Origin of the sequence: Diaphorobacter caeni (assembly GCF_015354245.1) — a bacterium.
Lineage (GTDB): Bacteria > Pseudomonadota > Gammaproteobacteria > Burkholderiales > Burkholderiaceae_C > Diaphorobacter_A > Diaphorobacter_A caeni.
The window spans coordinates 68,693-90,024 of record NZ_JADKYZ010000011.1 but is presented as its reverse complement, the minus strand read 5'-3'; the positions used below and the strand labels follow the sequence as shown (position 1 = coordinate 90,024).

The following is a 21,332-nucleotide window of genomic DNA, read 5'->3' as shown; positions in this document are numbered from 1 at the left end:
ACTGCGGCGCTGAGCGAGACCGATGTCCGTCCCGAGCCTGACTACAAGCCAGCCTTCACGAGGTCACGCAATATCACGGCGCCGATGTGAATCCGGTCTGCCATGTCAGTCCCGTTGTTTTGCGGAATTTCGCAGAGCGCGTCCTTCACGTTGTGCCTGCTCGCGACGCTGTCGTAGGCATCGCGAAGCAGGGGATCTTCGGGCAGGTTGCTGAATGCCCAGCCATTGGCCACGCAGCGGATCCTGAGGCCGCTCCGGGCCAGTTCGAGATGCCGCTCGTTGGTCTCATGACCGGGAAAGCAGCGCGGCCAGCCTTGGTTGCGGATGTTCAGGGAACTCAACCCGGCCGCTTCTGCGAGGGCGAGCAGGTAGGCATCGTGGTGATTGCTTCGGTTGTCGCACGAGTCGCTCTTGGGCATGCAAATGGCCATTCCCGGATCAGGGGACACCACGTAGCTGCCCGCAAATTCCAGATGTTCGCCGCGCATCACCTCGTACTTGGCGATGTAGTAGCGCCAGTCCTTGGCGGTGTCGGGATCGGACGTGAACGCACCAATGATTTGCTGCGGGGATTGTCCTGTTGTCATGTCGTCCAGCAGCGCCATCAACGCCGACGCACTGGGATGCACAGGTTCGTTGTAGCGAATGCGCCAGTGGTCTTCCCAGAGCCCGGCCTGTCGTTGGCGCGGAGCGCCAAGATAGGTGAGCCGATGGCCGGATCCTCGTCCATGGACATGCCCGTGGACCCGCCCCTCGTTGCCCTTGGCCAGCAACGCGGCACTCACGAGCTGGTACGGGTTTTTGAACAAGGCGCCAAACGCCGTCGCGCGCTGGGCAAAGGTGTCGTGGGCCTGCGTTGGATCGAGATCGAACACCGTCAAGCCACCGCGCAGCAGCTCGTGGTCTTCCAGTCGGTCGATGGCGCTCTGGAGTGCGGGGTGTGCGGACGCCAGAGCCCGTTTGGTCAGCTCGTTTCGCACCTGCACCTGATTGAAGGTTTTCACGTCGGTGAGTGACCCGCCGGCCATGATGATCTCCACTTCGCGCAGCAAGGCCGGCATGTTGTTGCGGGTGTCATCGGAACGGATTTCGCTGCGCGACGCCTCGATCAGATTGCGAAGAAGACGCAGGCGTGGGTGGAGATCCGCAGGCGAGGTCCCGTTCATCAGGCCTTGCATCACACCATACAGAAGCACGGTATGGGCCAGTGACCAAGGGCGAGTGCCGTAGAGTGCGCAGCAGGCATGAAACAGGTCCACGCCAACCGGAGCGTCTCCAAAATCGCGGAAGTTGAAGATTCTCAGCGGCGTCGATGCCGTGTGGGGATCGCGGGTGAAGAGTTCTGCGAACAGAGAGGCGATGGCCGCTGGGCCGGTGGTGTCACCGGACTGCACCGAAAGCCAGAGATCGAGGGCTTGCGTGACCCATTGGAAGTCGGCGCGGGCCTTGGCCTCGGGTGCATGGCTGCCCAACAGCGATTCCGAGAGGGTGTTCAGTGCCTTGAGATCGCCTTGGCTGGTCTGCACAGGCAATTCGCGCTTCCACGCCAGAACTTCGAAGAGAAAGCGCAGGTAGCGCATGCACTCTTCGTCGATCAGGTCATTGCCTCCCCGGTACTGCCAGAACAGATCCGCCCATTGGGTGTCGATCTTGTGCGAAAAGCTTTTGACCTCGGCATCGTCCTTGCCGAGCCGCTTGTGCAGCAATGCCTCGAAGTCGGCCTTGAAGTTCTCAAACGCGCTCAGCGGTCGCCCGCGTGAATTCATCTTCACGTACAAGGTGTTGTCCAGCTTCTGTGCGGCCACGGGCAGCACCAGAAACCGTATCGCGGGATGTTCCGGATCGATGAGCCGAGCCCAGGCGAAGGCTCGTTGATCCTGTGATTTCTCCGCGTAGCGCTGATGCAGTAGGTCCAACACTACCAGCATGCCCTGGATGGTGGGGTCGTGCTTCCAGGTGGGGAGGTAGCCGGGTTGGTCGCGCAGCCAATCCGACAGTTTCGGCTTCGCCATGTCGGGGTGGCATTGCGTGAGGAATTGGCAGAATGCACGCGCGCCGGGACGTGTGGCATATCGAAATGAATGCCAAGGCTGGTTGATCGACGTATCGGGAAAATGATGCCATGCCAGATAGCAGTGCAGCAGGAACAAGGTGGTCAGGCGCTGTTGGCCATCGAGTGGATACAGCGTCATGTCCACCACGTCGCCGAAAACGAAATCGAGATGGAGTTCGGTGTCTCCATCCAGCGCGTTGCACAGGTCGGCGATGAAGCGCTCCCGCACATGGCGGGCCTGTTCGCTGCTGCGGCCTTGGGCGTAATCACGCTGGAACAGCGGGATCTCGATCGCGTTGACCTGCATGCCGTTGATGGGCTGTTCAAAGATCTGTGCGAGGCTGGTGAGAGTACCTGCGTTGTCGGTCGTTTGCACGTTGGAAGCGGTTTGGGTCATTGCAGGTAGGGAGCCAGAGTGGATTTGAGGGTCTGCAAATACGAGTCTTTGTCCGTCTCGCTCCAGAAATGGGGCTGCAGATGGTTGGCCTGGGCGTAGTACTTCAGAAATACGTTGCGCGTGGCGGCGGGGATGTATTCGCCTTCCTTGTCCATCGCCAGGATCCGTTGGCGTTTGACTTCGAACACGGCATTGCTGAGCGCCGCGTTGGCACCGTTGGACAGCAGCGCGAGGTTGGCGATGCTGTGATCGGCTTCTTCCTCCACGCCATCATTGAGTGCCAGCAGCGTTTGTCCTGCCAGATCCCGGAATTGCTCCTGATCGAATTGCCGTGTATGCACATGCGGGAGGACCGCATGGATGCGATCGAGCAGCGCATCGATGGCTGGAGCATTGGCATCGGTCTTGATGTCACCCAGAGCCCTGCGGTGTTCCTGAAGCCAAGTCTCCCATTGCTCGGCGCGGGTCAGGTCCTGGGCATTCTGTGCATGAATATGCTCGAGTGACCACGATTTTCCGAGATGCTCCTTGAAAGGAAAGCGCTCGCGGCAAGTCAGTACATTGAACAGCAGCAGCAAGCGCTGCAGCGTGACCTTGTGGCCGGTCTTGTCGTAACTCAGCGTGTCGTGAAGATCATCGGCCCGCGTATCAAGGGTGGACTTGATGCGAGCATCGAGAGCCGCTTCGAATGCAGTTTTGGTTTGCTCCTGCGCGAGTTGGAGCACGTCTCCGACGGAGAGTCCGCAGGCGACGAGAAAACCGATCTTGTTGTGCCAGCGCGGCTCTTCGAACCATCCCAGAATCTGGGCGTGCAGGGCCACCACCTTTTTCCAGAAGTCCTGGCTGTTTTTGCGGGCATCATCGTTCAGGGCGTCGAAGGTGTAGTAACGACGCGCTCCAATTGCTGGCTTGTTGGCCAGCGTGTCCAGCAACAAATCGATGCGCGTGGCGTGCTGGTCCTGCGAGTGACTGCCCTGGGGGGCCAGAAAGGCCCAGATTTCTGCGCGTTGCAGATCGCGTTCAATACCATCCCATTGGGCGGCCACTTCGATCTGGCGACCGGGCTCCTGCTGCTCCACATGCGTGAGCAGGACTGCCTTGAGCAGTTCGGCATCGGTCAGCGGAATGCGTCCTTGGTTCAGGCGCGTGAACAGGGGAATCGGCTCTTCATTCTCGGGGACTTCATACCAGATGATGCGTACCGAATCGGAGAGGTAGACATGGAGTTGGTTGACCCGGGCTTCCTTGGCCTGCTCAGTGCTGCCTTGGCGATCGATCCATTCACCGATGGCCTGATGCGCCTGATGCAGGTGGAAGTAGTCGATGTTCCGGGTTGCTTGTTCGGCATCCAGAGATTGCAGATAAGCGTGGCTTCCAGGCCGGGTTTCATACTCCAGAGTGTAGGCCGCACCGAAACGCTTGTAGCCTGCTTTGTGCAGGTAGTTGAAGATCAACCACAGCGTGGTGAGGCGCTGTTGCCCATCGATCAGTTCCCAGTCTCCGTTGGGTCGCTTCTTCACGACAATGGGCTGCAGGCTGTATCGTGTCTTTCTTTCCCGGGCACTCTCCATCAGGTCGTCGAGCAGTTTGAACACCTCGTCTGGCGTCCAGCGGTAGCCGCGTTGGTAGGATGGAATGAAGAAGTTGCCTTCTATTCCTGTGTGCACATCGTTTGTTGCAGGGTCTGTGCCAAAGCCGATGGGGCGATCGTCTAGTCGGTAGCTCATCTGGTTGTCGTGATTGGGGAAGGTTTCTTGGTCGAGCAGGAGAGTGCAGCGGAGCTGTCCTTCCATGTTCTGGAGATGGGCGCCCTTTCAGCGCGCGGGCGTGGTCAGGCTATGCGTTCTGGGTTGTGTTTCGGACCGCTCAAGCAGCGGCATGCATTGCACAGCGGGTCCCCACCTTTCGCGGGTTGATCGTCAGTGTTTGTCCTGGCCCTCCGCATATTTCGCAAATGGCGGCGGAGCGGGTTTGCGCATGCTGAATGATGGCGGACTGGACTTCGCTCGGTTCGTTGGCCGCATGAAATTGCAAGCTTCCCCATTTCTGTTTGACTTGCGATGCGACGAATTGGGGTTCGCCATCGTGATCCGTGGCGTGCTGCAACTCGAGGCAGAGCTGATCAATGAGGCCATACCAGCCGTCGCCGCATTGCAGGCCGAACGACATGGCGGACTCGCTCAGCGGTTTGTCCCAGTCAGCGAATATCTTGGGGTATTGGGAGCGAAGTTGTTGCTCCAGTTCCGATGTCATCCCGATGTCTCTCTTAAAAAATCAATTCGAGTTCTTGTGTCCGTGCGATTCGTGAATGCGGGCGTTGATCTTCGGTGGTCGATCAGCGCTTGAGCCATTCAACAATGTGCGGCACGAGGTCACCTACGTTTTTGAACTGATGGCCGCGTCCATCGTGAAACTTCAAAGTGTGCGCTCGCGTTAACGTCTCTACCGTGTACGGCACATCGATGCGTTCGTCATCCATGGCGATGGCCATGGTGATCCGGGGCCAATCCAACTGCGAGTATCCGTTATCTGGCCACTCCTTTTTGTCTGGTGCATCCGTTTTGAAGCTGTCCAGCGCAGCTTTGATGGCTGAACGCTCCGAGTGCTCCCGAAACACCGAGTCTTCCGGGTGAAGACTCGGGTTGATCAGAAAGGCGCTGGTTCCGAAGCGCTCGCTCAAAAGCAATGCGTACAGCCCGCCGAGACTCGATCCGATGACCGCTTCGATGCCTTCCGATTCCATCATGCCCTCCAACATGCGCAGGTCGATCCGTGGATCGGATTGGTGCGTGGGAACATGCACCTTGTGGCCGAGTGATTCGAGTTGCGCTTTGAGCTGGGTTGCCTTCTCGCTGTTGCCGGAGGAGCCGTGGCCGTGGATGTAGAGGATGTTCGCCAAAGTGTGGGATTCCTTGTCGGGAAGGGTTGGGGCTTGGACCGCAGCGCGTGGGCCTTGGTCCCGATAGGTGAGGTAGCCGTAGAGCGTCTGGCGCAGGTTGTGCGCGCCGATGGGATTCTGGGAATGGATCTCGAATGAGAACTCGGCAGGAATGAAGCCCAGGGAGTCCAGATCCTTGTCGATCAGCCATTTCACGAAAATCATGGCCGTGTCGTCACCGCCGAGATCGTGATCGAAGCTGATGAAGTCGGGCACGCCTTGCTGCAGCATGGCCTGCATGGCGTCGTTGGAAGACCGACAGATGCGCCACTGCGACTCGTCTCCAGGCGGCATGCGCTCATCGTCGAGGAACATTTTCTTGTTGGCTTGGATGTGGCTGTTCATTCCAGTGACTCCCGGATTCTGCGAGCCGGCGCCATGAATGCGCCGTCTGCTCGTGGATTTTCTTCTGTTGGGTGTTTGCCGATGAGGGTCATTGTCTACGGTGAAACGACAGATTGCGTCGCACAAAAGCCGTTTGCGGGTGCGACGCAGTTTGACATGTGCATCACGAGACTTGGAGGCAGTTCAACTTGAGACGCCTTCGGAGATCCATGAACGAGACATGTGCCGCGCAACCTTTTGCCGTAGAGGTCGGAGCATTCCAGTATTCAAACAGCGAGAGATGCACCGGCGCACCGCGTGGCGCACAGAGCGATGCGATGCTGTTGAATCTGGGCGAGGTACAGCATCTGCTTCAAGAGCAATCCATCTATTGCGCTCCGCCCATCGTCCGAGCGGACGGGGTGTGGTTGTCCGTGGCGGGGGGATCGCATCTGTCGCCGGCCCATCCGCATGCAAGCCGCTCGCTGCTTGCAGCCCTGCATGGACTCATCGATGCATTTCCCGTGAGCGACGATGTGCAGCAGCGGCAAGTGACCTTGCCGGTGCGCGCCTTGCATGCAAGAAAGGCGTCGGCCCGACGCCACATGGGCAAGCTGACACCGGAGGTCTATCCATCGATGGCATCTCTGCATGTCGGTCCAGGCCAGATTTGCGCCGTCAACTGTGGTGACTCCCGCATCTGGAGATTGCGCAGGACGCCGATTGGACAGGTGGAGGTCACCTTGCTCAGCCGCAGTAGTGAAGCACTTTCGAAGCCGGATTCCGTACAACGCGGGATCTGCTCCGATCAACCTGCCGGGGCCGTCGATGACGATGTGGTGAAACTGGACCTGCGTTCATCCGATGACGTGTGGGTGCATGCAAGCTATGCGGATGTGCGGGAGGACGACGTCTACCTGCTGTCTCCCGCAGGCATTCTCGATATCGATGTGGAAATGGAACTCGCGCAGGTGTGGAACTTTGACGAGAGTCTGCATCGCAACCTGCATGCGCTGGAACATGCGTGGAGGGCGAGAGGAGTGGACCAGCATGTTTCGGTAGTCGCCCTTCGCTGCCATGGCGCGCATGGTGGAGCTGCAATGAATGCCTTGTCCGAAGCGCAGGCTCTGCGCACAATGCCCTCCCGCTGCGCCGAAATAGAAAGGCAGATGTTGGAATACTGCAGGTTCGATACCTATGCGCTGGTCCGGGCGTGGTGGGGTTTCCGGGTGGGGCTGAAGGCATGGGTGCATTGTTCAAGGCGCTTCAATTTTGTGTTGGAATTGAGACTAAGCGCATAGAACGGAAGTCATGGCCGTGTTCCCATACCATGCGCTTGCATTGGCCGCTGCAGACGTACGGCCGCTTGTTTGTTGTCGCGTGACTCATCTCGAGAATCGATGCGGTCTGGCTGGTGAAAACGTGCAGTTCATATGGTGAACATTCCTTCAAATAGCGAGGACGCGTTGCCGACCTGAAATCCATACTTCTCCTGCTCGCAACAACATTCAACGGAGACAACGATGCGTTCAATGAGAAGGAAATTCTGTGCGGTGCTGATCCCCGCATTGGTTTCGGGTGTGGCGTTTTTCTCGGCATCCGTGAAAGCGCAGACTACGGTCAAAATGGGCTGTGTGCTGCCGCTGACCGGAGGCTCGGCCGCCGTGGGAAATCAGACGAGAGCCGGGGTGATTGCGGCGGTCGACATTCTGAACAAGAACGGTGGCATCAAGAGCATGGGTGGCGCCAAGCTCGAGGCGGTGTTCGGAGACTCTCAGTCCAAGGCAGACGTGGGCGTGGCGGAAACGGAACGATTGATCCAGCGTGAGAACGTTGCGGTGCTCTGTGGAGCCTTCAACAGTGCGGTCACCTTCCCTTCAACCGAAGTAGCGGAGCGCAACAAGACGCCGTGGGTCGCAGTAGGCGCGGTCAAGGACGAGGTCACCGAGCGCAATTTCAAGTACACGTTCCGCATCAACAACAAGGCCATCTACGACGCCCGCGAGCAGCTTGATGCGATTGCCTTGCTGGCCAAGGAAACGGGCAAGAGCCCCAAGCGACTGGCCTTGTTTTTTGAAGGAGGCGACTGGGGGCGCTCACATGCGGCCAACATCCGCAAGTTGGTAGCAGAGCGCGGCTTCGAGATCGTTCTTGACGAGCCTGCTCCTCCCAATCAGGTGGACTTCACGTCGCAATTGCTGAAAATCCGTTCGTCCAAGCCGGATGCCTTGATTCTTGCGCTGTACACGCCAGACCAGTTGCTGTTCACACGCCAGTTGGCAGAGCAGCGTCTGGATGTTCCCTTTGGCGTTCACTCGGCGGGTGGCGGCACTGAAGATCCGAGCTTCTACAAGGTGGTTGAGCCGAAGTCGGTTGCCTACTACTTTGTTCAGGAAGATTGGCAAGTCGACATGCTCGAGGTGAACAAGGATCCGATGCTTCACGATATCGACAAGCGCACGCGTGACATGCTCGGTTACGGCATGAGCGCTTACGTTGCACAGGGCGTCTCTGCCGTGTACGTGGTCGCTGATGCGCTGGAGCGATCCAAGAGTCCTGATCGTCAGAAGTTGCGTGACGCACTGGCCGCCACGGACATCACGTCAGGTCCCGCATTGTTTCCTGGCTATCAGCGTATCAAGTTTGACGAGCAAGGACAGAACACCTTTGCGCATGGGGTGATCTCGGAAAACATCGGTGGAAAGCGACTGACGGTCTGGCCATCGGAAAACCGGGCTGCGACCACGAAACCTGTGTGGCCGGTTCCCGCCTGGTCTCAGCGCAAGTAACCATCCCTCCAACTGTTTCGGCTGCAAGACTGCCCGCTGGTGTCGCGTGACTCCGGCAGGGCGCAGCCTTGCCCAAATGAATGCAGGAGTGCTTTTCATGGATTGGTATGTTTTGACTTTCTCGGCCATCAACGGGATTCTCGTTGGCGCCATGCTGGGTGGAATAGCGCTGGGCTTGAGCATCATTTTCGGTGTTCTGCGCATCGTGAACTTCGCGCACGGATCGTTTCTCATGCTCGCGATGTACACCGCGTACTGGATGCAGCAAAAGGCAGGATGGGGTCCATATCTGAGCATTGTGGTCGCGGCGCCGTTGATGTTCGCGCTTGGCTACCTCGTGCAGAGCGTCATCATTGCTCCGCTGATTCGTCGCGAGAAGGCTCTGGTGGTTGAGCCCATAAGTGCCTTGTTGCTGACGGCCGGGGTCTATATCGTCATCGACAACCTCGCACTGATGTTTTTCGGTCCGAACGTTCGCTCCATCACGCCCACGATCAGCAGCACAACCGTGATGCTGGGAGATTTTCCGATCAATGTCTTTCGCTTGATCGCGGCTGTGGTCGCCTTGGGCCTTGCGGGTGCGCTGTCGTTGTGGCTCACCTACAGCGAGATGGGGCGTTCGATCCGTGCGACAGCACAGAACCGTGACGCTGCCGCCATGTCCGGCATCGACGTGGAGCGTGTTTATGGCGTGACCTTCGGTCTTGGTTGCGCCTTGGTAGGTGTCATGGGATGTCTCATCGCTTCGTTCATTCCGATCACTCCGAGTGTGGGACTCTCCTTCGGCATCAAGAGCTTCATCGTGGTGGTTCTGGGGGGCATCGGCAGCATCGCCGGGTCGTTGGTCGGTGGGGTGGTCATCGGCCTGTTCGAATCGGTCGCTTCCCAGTTCGTCGCGACTCCGACGGCCGCGATTTTCTCGCTCGGTCTGTTCATTCTGATTCTGCTGGTGCGGCCCCAGGGCCTCATGGGCCGCAAGTGAGGTCATACATGAATACTTCAACGTTTCAGGCAGGCAGGTCCGATGCGGTCTCTGGCTCGATGATGGGTCAGCCTCCAAAGTCTTCGTCGATGCTTGTCGTCAGTGTGGTGCTGCTGGCAGTCGGACTTGCGTTGCCGGTGATGGTGCGCGACGAGTTCTATCTGCACAGTCTCATCATGGTGCTGTACTTTGCGTATCTGGCCAGTGCATGGAACCTCATGTGCGGATACGTCGGTCAGATATCGTTTGGTCACTCGGTCTTCAGTGGAGTGGGCGGATACTGCTCCGTTTTGCTGCTGACGGGCATGGGCTTGTCTCCGTGGATTGGAATGCTGGTAGGCGGCGTTGCAGCGGCGATTCTTGCGGTGGCCATCGGGTTCCCGACCATGCGTCTGCGCGGTCCGTACTTCGCCCTGACCACCATCGCGGTCGCCGAGATCGTTCGGATCTGGGTGGAGAACACCGACACGGTGCTGGGTATCAACATCAAGGGTGCCGAGGGGCTGTCAGTGCCTTTGGTCGGTACCAACTGGGCATTGTTCCAGTTCGACAGCAAGGTACCGTACTACTACATCATTCTGGGCATGCTGGTGTTGGTGATGGGCATCACGGCCATCATGGAGCGCAGCCGGTTGGGCGTTTGCTTGAAGGCCATTCGCGGTGATCGGGACGCAGCGGAATCACTGGGGATCAATCCGACGCGCTACACGCTGACGGCCTATGCCATCAGCGCATTCATGACGGCTTTGGGCGGCAGCTTCTACGCGCAGTTCATCCGCTTCATCAACCCGGAGCGCAACATGGGAGTGGAGCTTTCCATTGACATGGCATTGATGGCCATCATCGGTGGACAGGGAACGGTGTTTGGCCCGCTAGTCGGTGCCGCCTTCCTTGCGCCCGTCGCGGAGCTGGCGCGCTCCTGGTTCGGTGGGCAATTGCCGGGGCTGCATCTGGTGCTCTACGGATTGGTACTGATACTTGCAGTGCTCTATCTGCCGAAGGGTTTGCTGGACCCGATCCAGCGCATTGGCAAAAGACTGTTCGGGAGGGGCAAGGCATGAGCACCACGCTGCTGCAAGTTGAACACATTGCCAAGCGTTTTGGCGGAGTGCAGGCGGTGAAGGACTTGTCCTTCACATTGAAGAAGGGGGAGATCCTTGGATTGCTCGGACCCAATGGTGCTGGCAAGACCACCGCATTCAACATGATTGCCGGGTTTGTGAATGCCGATCAAGGACGGATCCTGCTCGACGGCAAGGAAATCACCAGCATGCGCCCATGGAGTGTTTGCCAGGCGGGCATTGGCCGCACGTTCCAGCTCTCCAAACCGTTCGGTGGAATGACGACGCGCGAAAACCTGCTGGTCGGAGGACTTGTGAAAACCAACGACCGGGAACGCAGCCTTCACAAGGCCGATGAACTGCTCGATTTTCTGGGGCTGAGCCATGTTGCGAACACGGATGCCGACAACCTCACAGCCTTCGAACGCCGCAAGGTCGAATTGGGACGTGCGCTCTCTACGGATCCCCAGCTTCTGCTGATGGATGAAGTGGTTGCTGGCGCGACGCCGCAAGAAGCCATGGCAATGGTGGAGCTGGTGAAGAAAGTCCATCAGCGCGGTGTGACGGTACTGATCATCGAGCATGTGATGAAAGTGATCATGGGACTTTCGCATCGCGTGATCGTCATGCACCACGGTGAATTGATCGCAGATGGAGAGCCTGCCGAGGTGGTAAAGCAGCCCGACGTGCTCAAGGCCTATTTTGGAGAGGACTACATCGATGCCGGCGCTTGAAGTTCGCAATTTGACGGTGGGGTATGGCGACGTATCCGTTCTGCGTGGAATGGACCTGAGTGTCGAGGCGGGGCAGATGGTCGCTCTGATCGGCGCCAATGGCGCCGGCAAGACGACATTGCTGCGCACCATCTCCGGAATGCTCAAGCCGACAGGCGGGAGCATCACTCTTGAGGGAGTTCCTCTGCAGGGCCTGAAGCCACACGAAGTTGTGCAAGCCGGGTTCTCGCAATCGCCTGAAGGCAAGCAGCTCTTTGGCGGCATGTCGATTCGCGAGAACCTGCTTGTGGGTGCGCACAACACCAGAGCGCGAGCGCTTCGCGACCAGACGCTCCGGGAAGTTTTTGATCTTTTCCCGATTCTGGAGGAGCGTCAGAAGCTGCCGGCGTCGACGCTCTCCGGCGGTCAACAGCAGATGGTTGCCGTGGGACGGGCCTTGATGGCCAAGCCATCGGTGCTTGCGCTGGACGAGCCCTCCCTGGGACTTGCTCCCATCATGGTCGATCGCCTGTTCGACTCCATCCGAAAGATCCGCGATCTCGGTGTGACGGTCTTGGTGATTGAACAGAACGTATTCAAGGTGCTGCAGATGGCGGACTACGGATACGTGCTCGAAAACGGTTCGATTTCGCTCAAGGGCGGCGGAGAAGAGTTGCTTTCCAACGCGCACCTGCGCAGTACCTACCTCGGAATGTAAGGAGACCCAGCATCATGAATCAGCGTGCAATAGTGGAGCGTCAGCCGCTGCAGACGCCGCAGGAGTTGAGGGCCGTTGCGCTCAACTTGCGAAGAAAAATGATCCAACAGGCCCGCGGCAAAGGGCAGGGGTATCTGGGGCAGGGCATGGGAATGGCCGATTTTCTGGCGACCTTGTATTTCCATGAGTTTGGTGCAGAGGATCTGGATTTCTCGCGCAATGACCGCAAGCGATTTTATCTCTCCACCGGCCATTACTCCATCGCCATGTGGGCCGTTTTGGCCGAGCTTGGCATCGTCGATCCAGGCACGCTGGACAGCTATGGAGCCGATGGCAGCCCGCTTGAGATGAGCACCATGGAAGGCCATGTGCCAGGAGTCGAGATGACGGGCGGATCGCTCGGGCATGGGCTGGGCATCGCGACGGGAGCTGCCATGGGCTATCGACAGGATGGTCGTCAGTCGACGATCCACGTTGAAGTCTCGGACGGTGAGCTGCAGGAGGGATCCACATGGGAGGCGGCCAACACTGCGGCCAGCTTCAAGCTCGACAACCTCGTGTGCTGGGTGGACTGCAACGGCATTCAGGCCGACGGTCCGATGGTGGTGAACATCGAGCCGGTGCCAGCACGCTTTGCAGCCTTTGGCTGGATGGTGCGCGAGATCAACGGCAACGATCTGCATCAACTGCTGGACGCCTTCGCCTGGGCGCGCAAGCGAGAAGGCCAACCCAAGGCGGTGATCATGCGCACGACACCGGGATGTGGTGTCAAGCGCATTGAGCAGCGCGATCGTGCGCATTTCGTGCGCATCGACGCGGATGAATGGGATCTTGTAGCCCGTGAACTGGAGGCCGAAAATGTCTGAAGTGAAATCCCGCACGCTTGCGATGAGCGAATCCGAGGCGGTGGTCGGCCGCGATGCGGTGTTCGCCCCTTTTTCGATCGGCACCATGAAGGCGGCGCAAACGCATGACGAGCTTGTTGTGCTCACCGCCGATCTGGGCAAGTACACGGATATTGCGGATTTCCGACACAAGTACCCGGACCGTTTCTTCAACGTCGGGATGGCTGAGCAAGCGCTGGTCACTGCCGCTGCGGGTTTGTCCAAAGTGGGGAAGGTGGCGTATTGCACTACATACGGAACGTTTGCAACGCGGCGTGCCTATGATTTTCTCGCCATTGCCTGTGCGCACAGCGACGAGAACGTGAAGATGTTCGCAGGCAATCCCGGGTTGATGAGCGGCTATGGTGGGACGCACCAGGCCAATGAGGATCTGGCGCTGATGCGTTCGATTCCGAACATGACGGTGCTGGACCCCTGCGACGCAACCGAGATGGAGCAGATCGCCGCCATGGCGGTTGACATTCCGGGTACGGTTTATTGCCGACTGCTGCGGGCCAACGTGCCAGTGGTGTTTGATCCGAAGGCACACCGGGTGCGTGTCGGCAAGGGTCATGTCATCGGAGACGGAGCGGACATCGGCTTTGTCTCGACCGGCACCATGACCGAGCGAGTGATCAACGCACGCGAGGCGCTTGCAAAGAAAGGCATTCAGTCCAGTCTGTTCCACACGGCAAGCATCAAGCCGTTTGATGCAGCGGGTCTGCTTGACTTCGCGGCGTCGGTCAAGCGTCTGGTGATCTGCGAGAACCACGTGGCCAGCGGTGGGCTTGCGACGCTGGCCATCGAGGCGCTTTTCGATGCGGGGCTGCACCGACCCGTGCTGAAGATCGCCATTCCTGACCAGTTCACGGAATGTGGCTCTCATGCCTACCTGCTGAACAAGTACGGACTGAGCACGGATCGGATCATCGAACGTGTGGAGCATTGGCTGCGATGAGCACGGAAGTGAACATGACACAGGTGCGCGCCTACGGGTCCGCACACCGGTACTTCCAAGGACCGGGAGCACTTGGTCTCGCAGGACCCATGTGCGCGCGGTTGGGCAAGCGTCCACTGCTCGTGGCGGACACGACCGTGGCGCAACTGGTCTGGGAGCCCCTGCGTAGCGGTTGTGCCCAGCATGGGTTGCAACTGGAGTGGGCTGAGTCGAATGGCGACGTGACACGCGCTCTGGTCAAGGAGATCGTTCAGACCGTCACTGCATCGGGTCAGACGCCCGATGTGGTGATCGCGGCGGGAGGCGGCAAGGGGGTGGATACCGGCAAGGCGGTTTCCAGGGAGTTGGGCGCTCGGCTCGTGGTCCTGCCGACCTCGGCATCCAATGACGGGCCATGCAGCGAATCCTTCGTCTACTACAACGCTCGGCACGAGATGGAGTCCGTTGAGCATCTGCCGCGCAACCCTGACGCGGTGATCGTTGACACCCAAGTATTGATCAAGGCCCCCCGTGCACTGCTGATCTCGGGCATTGGCGACGCGCTGTGCAAGCTCTACGAGGGCCAGCAGGCGAGGGCGGCGAACGGTTTGAATCTGTTCGGCGGGCGAAGCACCGTGGCGGCAGAGCAGTTGTCTCTTACCTGTGATCGGATGATTCGGGAGAACGCCGTCGCGGGCTTGCGATCGCTGGAGGCTGGTGTGCCAGACCTTGCCTTCGAGAACCTGACCGAGGGCCTCGTTCTGCTGGCCGGCCTTGCGTTTGAGAACAGTGGACTCTCCATTGCGCACTCGATGACTCGCGGCCTCACGCGTGTACCGGAAATCGCCGCGCGGTTGCATGGGCAGCAGGTGGCATATGGATTGCTCGTGCAGTTTGCTCTTGAGCAGCGCAGCCAAGAGTTCATGGCGCAGCAGATTGCCTTTCATCACAGCGTTGGACTGGCCACGTCACTGCGCGACTTGGGCGTCGCGAGTGTGGATCTGGAAGTGATCCGGTGCATTGCGGAGGGGGCGATGACGGCGCCGCATCTCAAGCATTTTGCACGGCCGCTCGATGCTGAAAGCTTTGAAGTCGCCATGACCACCGTGGAGTCGCTTTCTCAGGACTGACAGGAAGAAGAGTTGATATGGAAAATCACAATACATCTTTGGCGATCATCACTGGCGGTGGAACCGGACTCGGCCTGGCTGCCGGTCTGGAGTTGCGTCGCCGTGGTTGGCGGGTTGTGGCGCTGGGGCTGGACACTGAGTCTGAGCTGGAGGGGTCGGGCATCGAATTCCAGAATGCGGACATCACCGACGCCCATGTGTTCGAAACGCTCGCTCGACAGCATCCGCGTGTGGATATGCTCATCAACGCGGCAGGTGTCATCCTGCACGATGAACGTGAATTCGACATGCTTGGATTCAGGAAAGTCATCGATGTCAATCTGCTCGGAACGCAACTCGCCTGCGTTGCCTTGCGAGATTCGCTGGCGCGCGCTGGTGGCAGCATCGTCAACTATGCCTCCATGTGGAGCTATTTTGGCTCCGGGCGCAATCCAGCCTACTCGGCGAGCAAGGGCGCGGTGGTTTCGCTGACCCGCTCTCTGGCAGTTGCCTTTGCCAAGCACGGTGTCCGAGTCAATGCAGTCGCGCCGGGCTGGATTGAAACGCGCATGTCAACCAACGCGTTTTCCGACCCGGAGCGTGCAACTCCGATCCTTCAACGCATCCCAGCAGCCCGCTGGGGAAAGCCTGTCGAGGTCGCCAAGGCGGTGGCGTTTCTGGGCTCTGCCGATGCGGCTTACATCACCGGAGTCGTGCTGCCGGTCGATGGGGGGTACAGCGTCGCATGACCTGTGGTGGAACCATGAGCGATCTCAATTCATTCAACGCGCTGCACGGAATATCCATTCCGCAGTTGCTCATTCGTCGTGCGACGGAACACCCTTTCAGATTGGCGCTTTCGGCCCAAAGTCACCGGGGATTCCGTGATCGGCTCACCTATGCGCAACTGGTGTCTCGCATGAATGCGGTGGCGAGGGGCCTGCTGCTCAAGGGGCTCACCGCAGGTGAGCGGGTCGCGCTGTTTCTCAACAACGATGCAGTTCGTGAAGGTGTGCTGACCGCGCTGGGTTGCTGGAGGCTGGGCGCCATCGTCTCTCCGATCAACGTGCGGGGATCCGACGACGAATTGACTTATGCACTGGGACTGGTGGAGCCGCGCTTTATCGTCTGCACCCGTGGCGATGTGCAACGGGTGGCAAGGCTTTATCCGCATGCCGCACGGCTGGTCGTCGGTGCTCCGCCGCGCAACCGCGATGTCTGGCCGGAGCCGGAACAGGTGTTCAACTATGAACCGTTGCCGGACTTCCCGAGTGCCGATGCGACCAGTGTTCTTTTGTTCACGTCAGGGACCACGGCGCGCTCCAAGGCGGTCATGCACAGTCACAGAAGCCAGATCTACTGCGGCTTCTCCATCGCCAGTGGCATCGGCCTGACCTCTCAGGATGGATATCAAGGCGCTTGGCCGCTCTACACCAGCTCGGTGCTCAACATGGCATGCATGGCGGCCTGGGTGAGTGGGGCAGCTGTGACACTGGAGCAGACCACACTGGACAACGCGGGTCGGCTGCGCCTGATCGAGAGCGAAGGGACGACGGTCTACCACGGCGTCACATCGCCATTGCACTTCATGATCGACGAGTATGCGCGTGGTCGCTACGACCTCTCAAGGGTGCGCCGTGTCGCCTACGGTGGGGCTGCGATGCCCATCGAAGTGATCAACAAGTTCAGTGAGCGCCTGCCGTGGGCTGACCAGATTCATATTTGGGGCATGACGGAAACGGGCCCCTCGGGGACCTTTTTGGCGCCATGGTTCCTGCCGCGCAAGGCGGGATGCATTGGTCAGCCGATGACGGGTTGCGCGGTGAGCGTGGTGGATGACGAGCTGAATCCTCTGCCAGTCGGAAACGATGGCGAGATCGTGTTCTCCGGACCCTCCGCTGCACAGGGCTACTGGCGCAATCCGGAGGCTACGCGTGCGACTTTTGTGGACGGATGGGTGCGAACGGGGGATATCGGGCGCTTCGATGAAGAAGGGCATCTGCATTTTGTGGACCGCAAGAAGGACATCATCAATCGCGGAGGGCTGAAGATTTCTTCCGCTGCCGTCGAGGAGGTGATCTATCAATTCCCGGGTGTCTCCGAGGTCGCCGTCGTCGCGGTGCCGCACGCCGGGCTCGGTGAAGACATCGCGGCGTGCGTGGTCGCCGTGGAGGGCGTGGCCCTGCAGGCGGAGGCTCTGCGCGAATTCTGCTCGAAGCGGCTGGCGGACTACGAGACGCCGCGTAAATGGCACTTTTTGACGGCGCTGCCGAAAAACCCGATGGGCAAGATCTTGAAGAGAGAACTGCGCGAGCAGTTGGTGACTACATGAGTGATCTGAACAACAAGACCGAATATGCCGTGCGCATTCATGCATACGGTGGGCCGGAAGCGATGCAATACGAAGCGGTGGAAATTCCAGCTCCCGCCGAGGGGGAGGTGCAGATACGTCAAAGCGCCGTTGGCATCAACTACCTCGATACCTATCATCGTCGTGGAATTTTTCCGCTGTCTCAGTTGCCCGGTGCGCTGGGTGTCGAGGCAGCAGGCACGGTGGTTGCTGTCGGCGGCGGGGTGAAGCGATTCAGAGAGGGTGATCGAGTCTCGTACGCGTGCCCGCCCATCGGCAGTTACGCGAGCCTGCGGAATCTGTCGGAGAGCTATCTGGTCAAGTTGCCAGAGGCGGTGACGTTTGAGCAGGCAGCCGCGGCAACTTTGCAAGGCCTGACGGTGCACATGCTGCTGAGCAAGGTGACAAGACTGCGGGCGGGGCAGAGCATTCTTGTGCATTCGGCTGCCGGGGGACTGGGGTCGCTGTTGACCCAATGGGCGAGGCGCATGAATTTGCAGGTGATTGGCGTCGTCGGGTCGGAGGCCAAGGTGGAAGCGGCCAAGGGCAATGGCTGCGATGAAGTCATCGTTGGTTCCCGGGAGCCTTTCGTGGACGGCGTGCGCCGCATCACGGGCAGCCAGGGTGTCGATGTGGTGTTCGAGGGGCTCGGCGGGTCGGTGTTTCATGACTCGCTGTCGATCATCAAGCCATTTGGTCAGATCGTGAATCTCGGGCAGGTCGCGGAAGGCTTGCCGAGCGTGCCATTGGCTGATCTGGGACCAGCGCGGTCACTTACGGTGTCGGTACCCGGTGTGTTTGCTTATGTGAAGAGCCAACCAAATCTTCAGGGTGCCGCAGATGAGTTGTTCGGCTTGATTGCGGATGGTGCTCTGAATGTGCACGTGGGCGGACGATTCCCCTTGAGTCAGGCAGCGGATGCGCACAGGGCGCTGGAATCCCGGTCCACCACGGGATCGCTGGTGCTGCTTCCGCAAGGAGGAATGTCATGAGTCTGTTCGATACTCCAGAGCTGCTTCGGTTTCGCCAAGAAGTGCGTTCCTTTCTCCAAGAGCATCTGGACGCGCATTTCGTGCACGAAACACGCGGCGGCCTGCATATGGAGCGCGAAGACATGGCGCGCTGGCAGGCCATGCTGCACTCCCAAGGCTGGGGCGCTCCGCATTGGCCCGTTGCGGTCGGCGGGACGGGCTGGAGCGAACTCCAGCGCTATATTTTCGAAGAGGAATGTGCATTCGCTGATGCGCCTCTTGGCGACGTGCACGGTCTCTTCCTGGCTGGGCCGATGTTGATTGCGGAAGGTTCCGATGAGCAGAAGCAGCGCTATCTGCCTCGGATTCTCGCGGGCGAGGAGTTCTGGTGCCAGGGATTCTCGGAACCCAATGCCGGTTCGGATCTTGCATCGCTCAAGACCCGCGCGACGCTCGATGGTGATCACTGGATCATCAATGGACAGAAGACTTGGCTTTCTGGTGGTCACCACGCGGATCTGATGTTCTGCTTGGCGCGCACGGACATGGAGGCCAAGCCGCAGGCAGGGTTGTCGGTGTTCATTCTGGACATGACTGACCCGGGAATCAGCCTGCAGCCGATACTCACCATGGACGAGGGACATAGCGTCAACGCCGTTTTTTTCGACAACGTGCGCGTTCCCCGCCAGAACGTGATTGGCGAGCTCAACAAGGGGTGGACCTACGCCAAGGAGCTGCTTGCGAGAGAACGAGTGAACAACGCGCAGGCTCCGCGCACCAAACGCGACATTCTGGAACTCGAGCGCATGTCGCATGAGCTCAAGGCGGCGGATGGAAAGCCGTTGGCCGAGACTGCCTGGGTGCGTCGCAAGCTGGCTGCGCTGACTGTGGACTTCATCGCCCTGGAAGCGGCTGCGCTGAGTGTGATCGCGGAGCAGATGCAGGGCAAGGAGCCCGGCCCCGCCTCCTCCTATTTGAAGATTCGTGGGTCGGAGCTGCAGCAACGTGTCAGCGAGACGGCGATGGCGATGCTCGGTAGCGCAGGTGTGGTGCTGGGGCAGAAGTACGGCACAGGCCTGCTGGCGCCCGAGGGGCGCGGCTGGGCAGAACGGCATTTCTTCCGCCGTGTGGTGACGATCTATGCGGGCTCCAACGAGATCCAGAAATCCATCATCTCCAAAGTCATTCTAGAAATGTAGGGCCAGCGATATGGAACATTCAGAAGTTGAAATGCTCGTCCAGTCGGCAGAACGCTGGTTTGCACAGAACGAGCCGCATACTGACCGCGTGTCGACGTTCGAAAAAGGCAACCACGCCACTGCGAGTTCGTGGAGCGAGATGGCGGAGATGGGATGGCTGGGGTTGACACTGCCGGAGCACTTGGGAGGCTTTGGTGCCAGCATGACGGCTGCGTTCGCATTGCTCAGGCGCTCCGGGCGGGACGCGCGACCCGAGCCGATCGGGCTGCATTTATTGCTGGCCCCGTATGTGGCAGCGGCGCTGCCTGATACCGCAGACGCATTGATGTCGGGAACCATGCGGATTGCGATGGCGGATCGTTCAAGTCATGCAGGCTCACCCGTGTTGAAGGGAGGGCGTTTGACGGGATCGGTTCAGGGCGTGGAGGGCATTGCGGATGCGACTCACGTACTCATTCCTGCGGACGATGAGGGATCCGGACACGGCGCAGCCGCGTTGGTGGCCCTGACGGCACCGGGTGTGGCCAGTCAGCCTGCGAGGTATGTGGATGGGCGCGCATCAGCGTTGTTGAACCTGAGAGATGTGCCAGCCGTGCGGGTGATGCCTGCGGACCGAGCCGTGGACCTGGCTGCCGCAGCGCAGGTGGCGGACGCCAGCGGAGTGCTTGAAGAGGCGTTCCTGATGACCTTGGAGTATCTCAAGCAACGCGAGCAGTTCGGCAAGCCGTTGGCGAGCCAGCAGGCGCTTCAGCATCGCATGGCGGAGGTGTTCTGCGATCTGCAGCAACAGTTGGCACTTGCTGGGCGGCTGGCGCTGGAGCTGGATGCGGCACCGCACGGCCCATGGCCGTCGCTGGCGGTGGCCAAGAGCTATGTGGCCAGGCGCGTGCTGCGTGCTGCAGGGGCGCTGATTCAGGTATCAGGTGGCATTGCCGTCACGGAGGAATACCGGTTGACGCATCTTTATCGACGGTTGCATGTCGCTGCGCAACTGTACGGGACACCTGAGGAGCAGCTGGCACGCATTGATGCACGCGCCTTGCTGCGCCCTTCATGAAGCCTGTTCTTCTTTCTTTTTTCATCATCAACATCTAAGCAGGAGTATTGCACCATGAGCGAAAACCCATCTGTCCAACTTGAAATCCGTGATCGCGTCGCCTACGTTACGCTGAATCGACCCGACAGCTTCAATGCGGTCAATGGCCCGATGCACAAGACCCTCTCGCGCATCTTCATCGATCTGGGTGAGCGCCGTGACCTCTCGGCCATCGTGGTGACTGGCGCGGGTCGCGCGTTCTGCGCGGGGGGGGACATCGAATGGATGCGCGACGCAATCCGTGAGCCCGAGGGTTTTGAGATCGTTACCTGGGAAGCCAAGCGCATCGTGTACTCGATGCTTGACTGCGAAATCCCGATCATCGGCCGCATCAACGGAGATGCCGTCGGTTTGGGTGCGACGATGGCTCTGCTGTGTGACATCACGGTCATGGACGAAAAGGCCCGCATCGGCGATCCTCATGTGCGCGTGGGTTTGAATGCGGCGGACGGTGGCGGCTTCCTGTGGCCAGCGCTGATCGGCTTTGGCCGTTCACGTGAGCTGTTGCTGACGGGCGACCTGCTGACGGCGAGTGAGGCGCATACGTTGGGCGCGATCGGTCATGTGGTGGCAACGGACGAGCTGGACGCACGCGTCGACAAAATCGTCTCCAAATTGAAGGCGGGTGCCACCAAGGCGATCCGCTGGACCAAGGCAGGATATACCATTCCATTGCGACAACTGGCCCATGGTCACATGGATGCCGGCACCGCGTACGAATGTTTGACCAACCTGACACAGGACCATCACGAGGCGGTGGAAGCTTTTGCTGCCAAGCGCAAGCCGGTTTTCACCGGCCGCTGACGTGAGT

19 protein-coding genes are annotated in these 21,332 nt (G+C 59.5%); 15 read left to right on the top strand and 4 right to left on the bottom strand.

Annotated elements, in window-relative coordinates; all coding sequences use genetic code 11:
* Positions 1-41: 41 nt before the first annotated feature.
* From ISG32_RS23835 to ISG32_RS23820, 4 genes are all read right to left on the bottom strand, one after another.
* Positions 42-2,450: a DUF262 domain-containing protein gene (locus tag ISG32_RS23835; protein ID WP_194773509.1), complete on the bottom strand. Its 2,409-nt coding sequence runs from the start codon at positions 2,448-2,450 to the stop codon at positions 42-44.
* A complete protein-coding gene (locus tag ISG32_RS23830; RefSeq protein ID WP_194773508.1) occupies positions 2,447-4,177 on the bottom strand; it encodes a DUF262 domain-containing protein in 1,731 nt (576 codons plus the stop codon). The genes ISG32_RS23835 and ISG32_RS23830 overlap by 4 nt, the downstream gene beginning before the upstream one ends.
* Positions 4,178-4,316: 139 nt before the next feature.
* Entirely contained in the window at positions 4,317-4,703 is a 387-nt protein-coding gene (locus tag ISG32_RS23825; RefSeq protein ID WP_194773507.1) for a hypothetical protein, read from the bottom strand.
* An 82-nt stretch (positions 4,704-4,785) separates the two neighbouring features.
* The gene (locus ISG32_RS23820; protein ID WP_194773506.1) at positions 4,786-5,859 is read right to left on the bottom strand and encodes a YqiA/YcfP family alpha/beta fold hydrolase; all 1,074 of its coding nucleotides are present in this window, start codon (positions 5,857-5,859) and stop codon (positions 4,786-4,788) included.
* Positions 5,860-5,942: 83 nt separating this feature from the next.
* On the opposite strand from ISG32_RS23820, the gene ISG32_RS23815 reads away from it, so the two are divergent.
* The 15 genes from ISG32_RS23815 to ISG32_RS23745 all read left to right on the top strand — a co-directional run bounded on the left by ISG32_RS23815 (position 5,943) and on the right by ISG32_RS23745 (position 21,325).
* Positions 5,943-7,013, top strand: coding sequence for a hypothetical protein (locus ISG32_RS23815; protein ID WP_194773505.1), 1,071 nt, complete (start codon positions 5,943-5,945; stop codon positions 7,011-7,013).
* Positions 7,014-7,265: 252 nt separating this feature from the next.
* A complete protein-coding gene (locus ISG32_RS23810; RefSeq protein WP_323745987.1) occupies positions 7,266-8,501 on the top strand; it encodes an ABC transporter substrate-binding protein in 1,236 nt (411 codons plus the stop codon).
* A gap of 46 nt (positions 8,502-8,547) precedes the next feature.
* Positions 8,548-9,483, top strand: coding sequence for a branched-chain amino acid ABC transporter permease (locus ISG32_RS23805; protein WP_323745986.1), 936 nt, complete (start codon positions 8,548-8,550; stop codon positions 9,481-9,483).
* Between the two features lie 8 nt (positions 9,484-9,491).
* Entirely contained in the window at positions 9,492-10,544 is a 1,053-nt protein-coding gene (locus ISG32_RS23800; protein ID WP_228530068.1) for a branched-chain amino acid ABC transporter permease, read from the top strand.
* On the top strand, positions 10,541-11,278 hold the full coding sequence (locus ISG32_RS23795; RefSeq protein WP_194773503.1) for an ABC transporter ATP-binding protein: 738 nt from the start codon (positions 10,541-10,543) through the stop codon (positions 11,276-11,278). The genes ISG32_RS23800 and ISG32_RS23795 overlap by 4 nt, the downstream gene beginning before the upstream one ends.
* Positions 11,265-11,975, top strand: coding sequence for an ABC transporter ATP-binding protein (locus ISG32_RS23790; RefSeq protein ID WP_194773502.1), 711 nt, complete (start codon positions 11,265-11,267; stop codon positions 11,973-11,975). Before ISG32_RS23795 ends, ISG32_RS23790 begins: the two co-directional genes overlap by 14 nt.
* Positions 11,976-11,989: 14 nt before the next feature.
* A complete protein-coding gene (locus ISG32_RS23785) occupies positions 11,990-12,841 on the top strand; it encodes a transketolase (protein ID WP_194773501.1) in 852 nt (283 codons plus the stop codon).
* Complete coding sequence (locus ISG32_RS23780; RefSeq protein WP_194773500.1) at positions 12,834-13,817, top strand: transketolase family protein; 984 nt, start codon at positions 12,834-12,836, stop codon at positions 13,815-13,817. The genes ISG32_RS23785 and ISG32_RS23780 overlap by 8 nt, the downstream gene beginning before the upstream one ends.
* Positions 13,814-14,926, top strand: a complete 1,113-nt coding sequence (locus ISG32_RS23775; protein ID WP_228530067.1) for a glycerol dehydrogenase — start codon at positions 13,814-13,816, stop codon at positions 14,924-14,926. Before ISG32_RS23780 ends, ISG32_RS23775 begins: the two co-directional genes overlap by 4 nt.
* Before the next feature lie 17 nt (positions 14,927-14,943).
* Positions 14,944-15,654, top strand: a complete 711-nt coding sequence (locus tag ISG32_RS23770; RefSeq protein ID WP_194773499.1) for an SDR family NAD(P)-dependent oxidoreductase — start codon at positions 14,944-14,946, stop codon at positions 15,652-15,654.
* 14 nt (positions 15,655-15,668) lie between these two features.
* Positions 15,669-17,237, top strand: a complete 1,569-nt coding sequence (locus tag ISG32_RS23765) for a class I adenylate-forming enzyme family protein (RefSeq protein ID WP_194773498.1) — start codon at positions 15,669-15,671, stop codon at positions 17,235-17,237.
* Positions 17,234-18,247 carry a quinone oxidoreductase family protein gene (locus tag ISG32_RS23760; RefSeq protein WP_194773497.1) on the top strand — a complete coding sequence of 338 codons (1,014 nt, stop codon included), beginning with the start codon at positions 17,234-17,236 and terminating at the stop codon, positions 18,245-18,247. The genes ISG32_RS23765 and ISG32_RS23760 overlap by 4 nt, the downstream gene beginning before the upstream one ends.
* Entirely contained in the window at positions 18,244-19,425 is a 1,182-nt protein-coding gene (locus ISG32_RS23755) for an acyl-CoA dehydrogenase family protein (protein ID WP_194773496.1), read from the top strand. The genes ISG32_RS23760 and ISG32_RS23755 overlap by 4 nt, the downstream gene beginning before the upstream one ends.
* A 10-nt stretch (positions 19,426-19,435) precedes the next feature.
* On the top strand, positions 19,436-20,482 hold the full coding sequence (locus ISG32_RS23750) for an acyl-CoA dehydrogenase family protein (protein WP_194773495.1): 1,047 nt from the start codon (positions 19,436-19,438) through the stop codon (positions 20,480-20,482).
* Between the two features lie 54 nt (positions 20,483-20,536).
* Complete coding sequence (locus tag ISG32_RS23745) at positions 20,537-21,325, top strand: enoyl-CoA hydratase/isomerase family protein (protein WP_194773494.1); 789 nt, start codon at positions 20,537-20,539, stop codon at positions 21,323-21,325.
* The last annotated feature ends 7 nt before the right edge of the window (positions 21,326-21,332 follow it).

Coding starts and splice junctions, on each gene's coding strand:
- ISG32_RS23835 (WP_194773509.1), bottom strand. CDS start 2,450: ATGACCCAAACCGCTTCCAACGTGCAAACGACCGACAACGCAGGTACT.
- ISG32_RS23830 (WP_194773508.1), bottom strand. CDS start 4,177: ATGAGCTACCGACTAGACGATCGCCCCATCGGCTTTGGCACAGACCCT.
- ISG32_RS23825 (WP_194773507.1), bottom strand. CDS start 4,703: ATGACATCGGAACTGGAGCAACAACTTCGCTCCCAATACCCCAAGATA.
- ISG32_RS23815 (WP_194773505.1), top strand. CDS start 5,943: ATGAACGAGACATGTGCCGCGCAACCTTTTGCCGTAGAGGTCGGAGCA.
- ISG32_RS23800 (WP_228530068.1), top strand. CDS start 9,492: ATGAATACTTCAACGTTTCAGGCAGGCAGGTCCGATGCGGTCTCTGGC.
- ISG32_RS23795 (WP_194773503.1), top strand. CDS start 10,541: ATGAGCACCACGCTGCTGCAAGTTGAACACATTGCCAAGCGTTTTGGC.
- ISG32_RS23790 (WP_194773502.1), top strand. CDS start 11,265: ATGCCGGCGCTTGAAGTTCGCAATTTGACGGTGGGGTATGGCGACGTA.
- ISG32_RS23785 (WP_194773501.1), top strand. CDS start 11,990: ATGAATCAGCGTGCAATAGTGGAGCGTCAGCCGCTGCAGACGCCGCAG.
- ISG32_RS23780 (WP_194773500.1), top strand. CDS start 12,834: ATGTCTGAAGTGAAATCCCGCACGCTTGCGATGAGCGAATCCGAGGCG.
- ISG32_RS23775 (WP_228530067.1), top strand. CDS start 13,814: ATGAGCACGGAAGTGAACATGACACAGGTGCGCGCCTACGGGTCCGCA.
- ISG32_RS23770 (WP_194773499.1), top strand. CDS start 14,944: ATGGAAAATCACAATACATCTTTGGCGATCATCACTGGCGGTGGAACC.
- ISG32_RS23765 (WP_194773498.1), top strand. CDS start 15,669: ATGAGCGATCTCAATTCATTCAACGCGCTGCACGGAATATCCATTCCG.
- ISG32_RS23760 (WP_194773497.1), top strand. CDS start 17,234: ATGAGTGATCTGAACAACAAGACCGAATATGCCGTGCGCATTCATGCA.
- ISG32_RS23755 (WP_194773496.1), top strand. CDS start 18,244: ATGAGTCTGTTCGATACTCCAGAGCTGCTTCGGTTTCGCCAAGAAGTG.
- ISG32_RS23750 (WP_194773495.1), top strand. CDS start 19,436: ATGGAACATTCAGAAGTTGAAATGCTCGTCCAGTCGGCAGAACGCTGG.
- ISG32_RS23745 (WP_194773494.1), top strand. CDS start 20,537: ATGAGCGAAAACCCATCTGTCCAACTTGAAATCCGTGATCGCGTCGCC.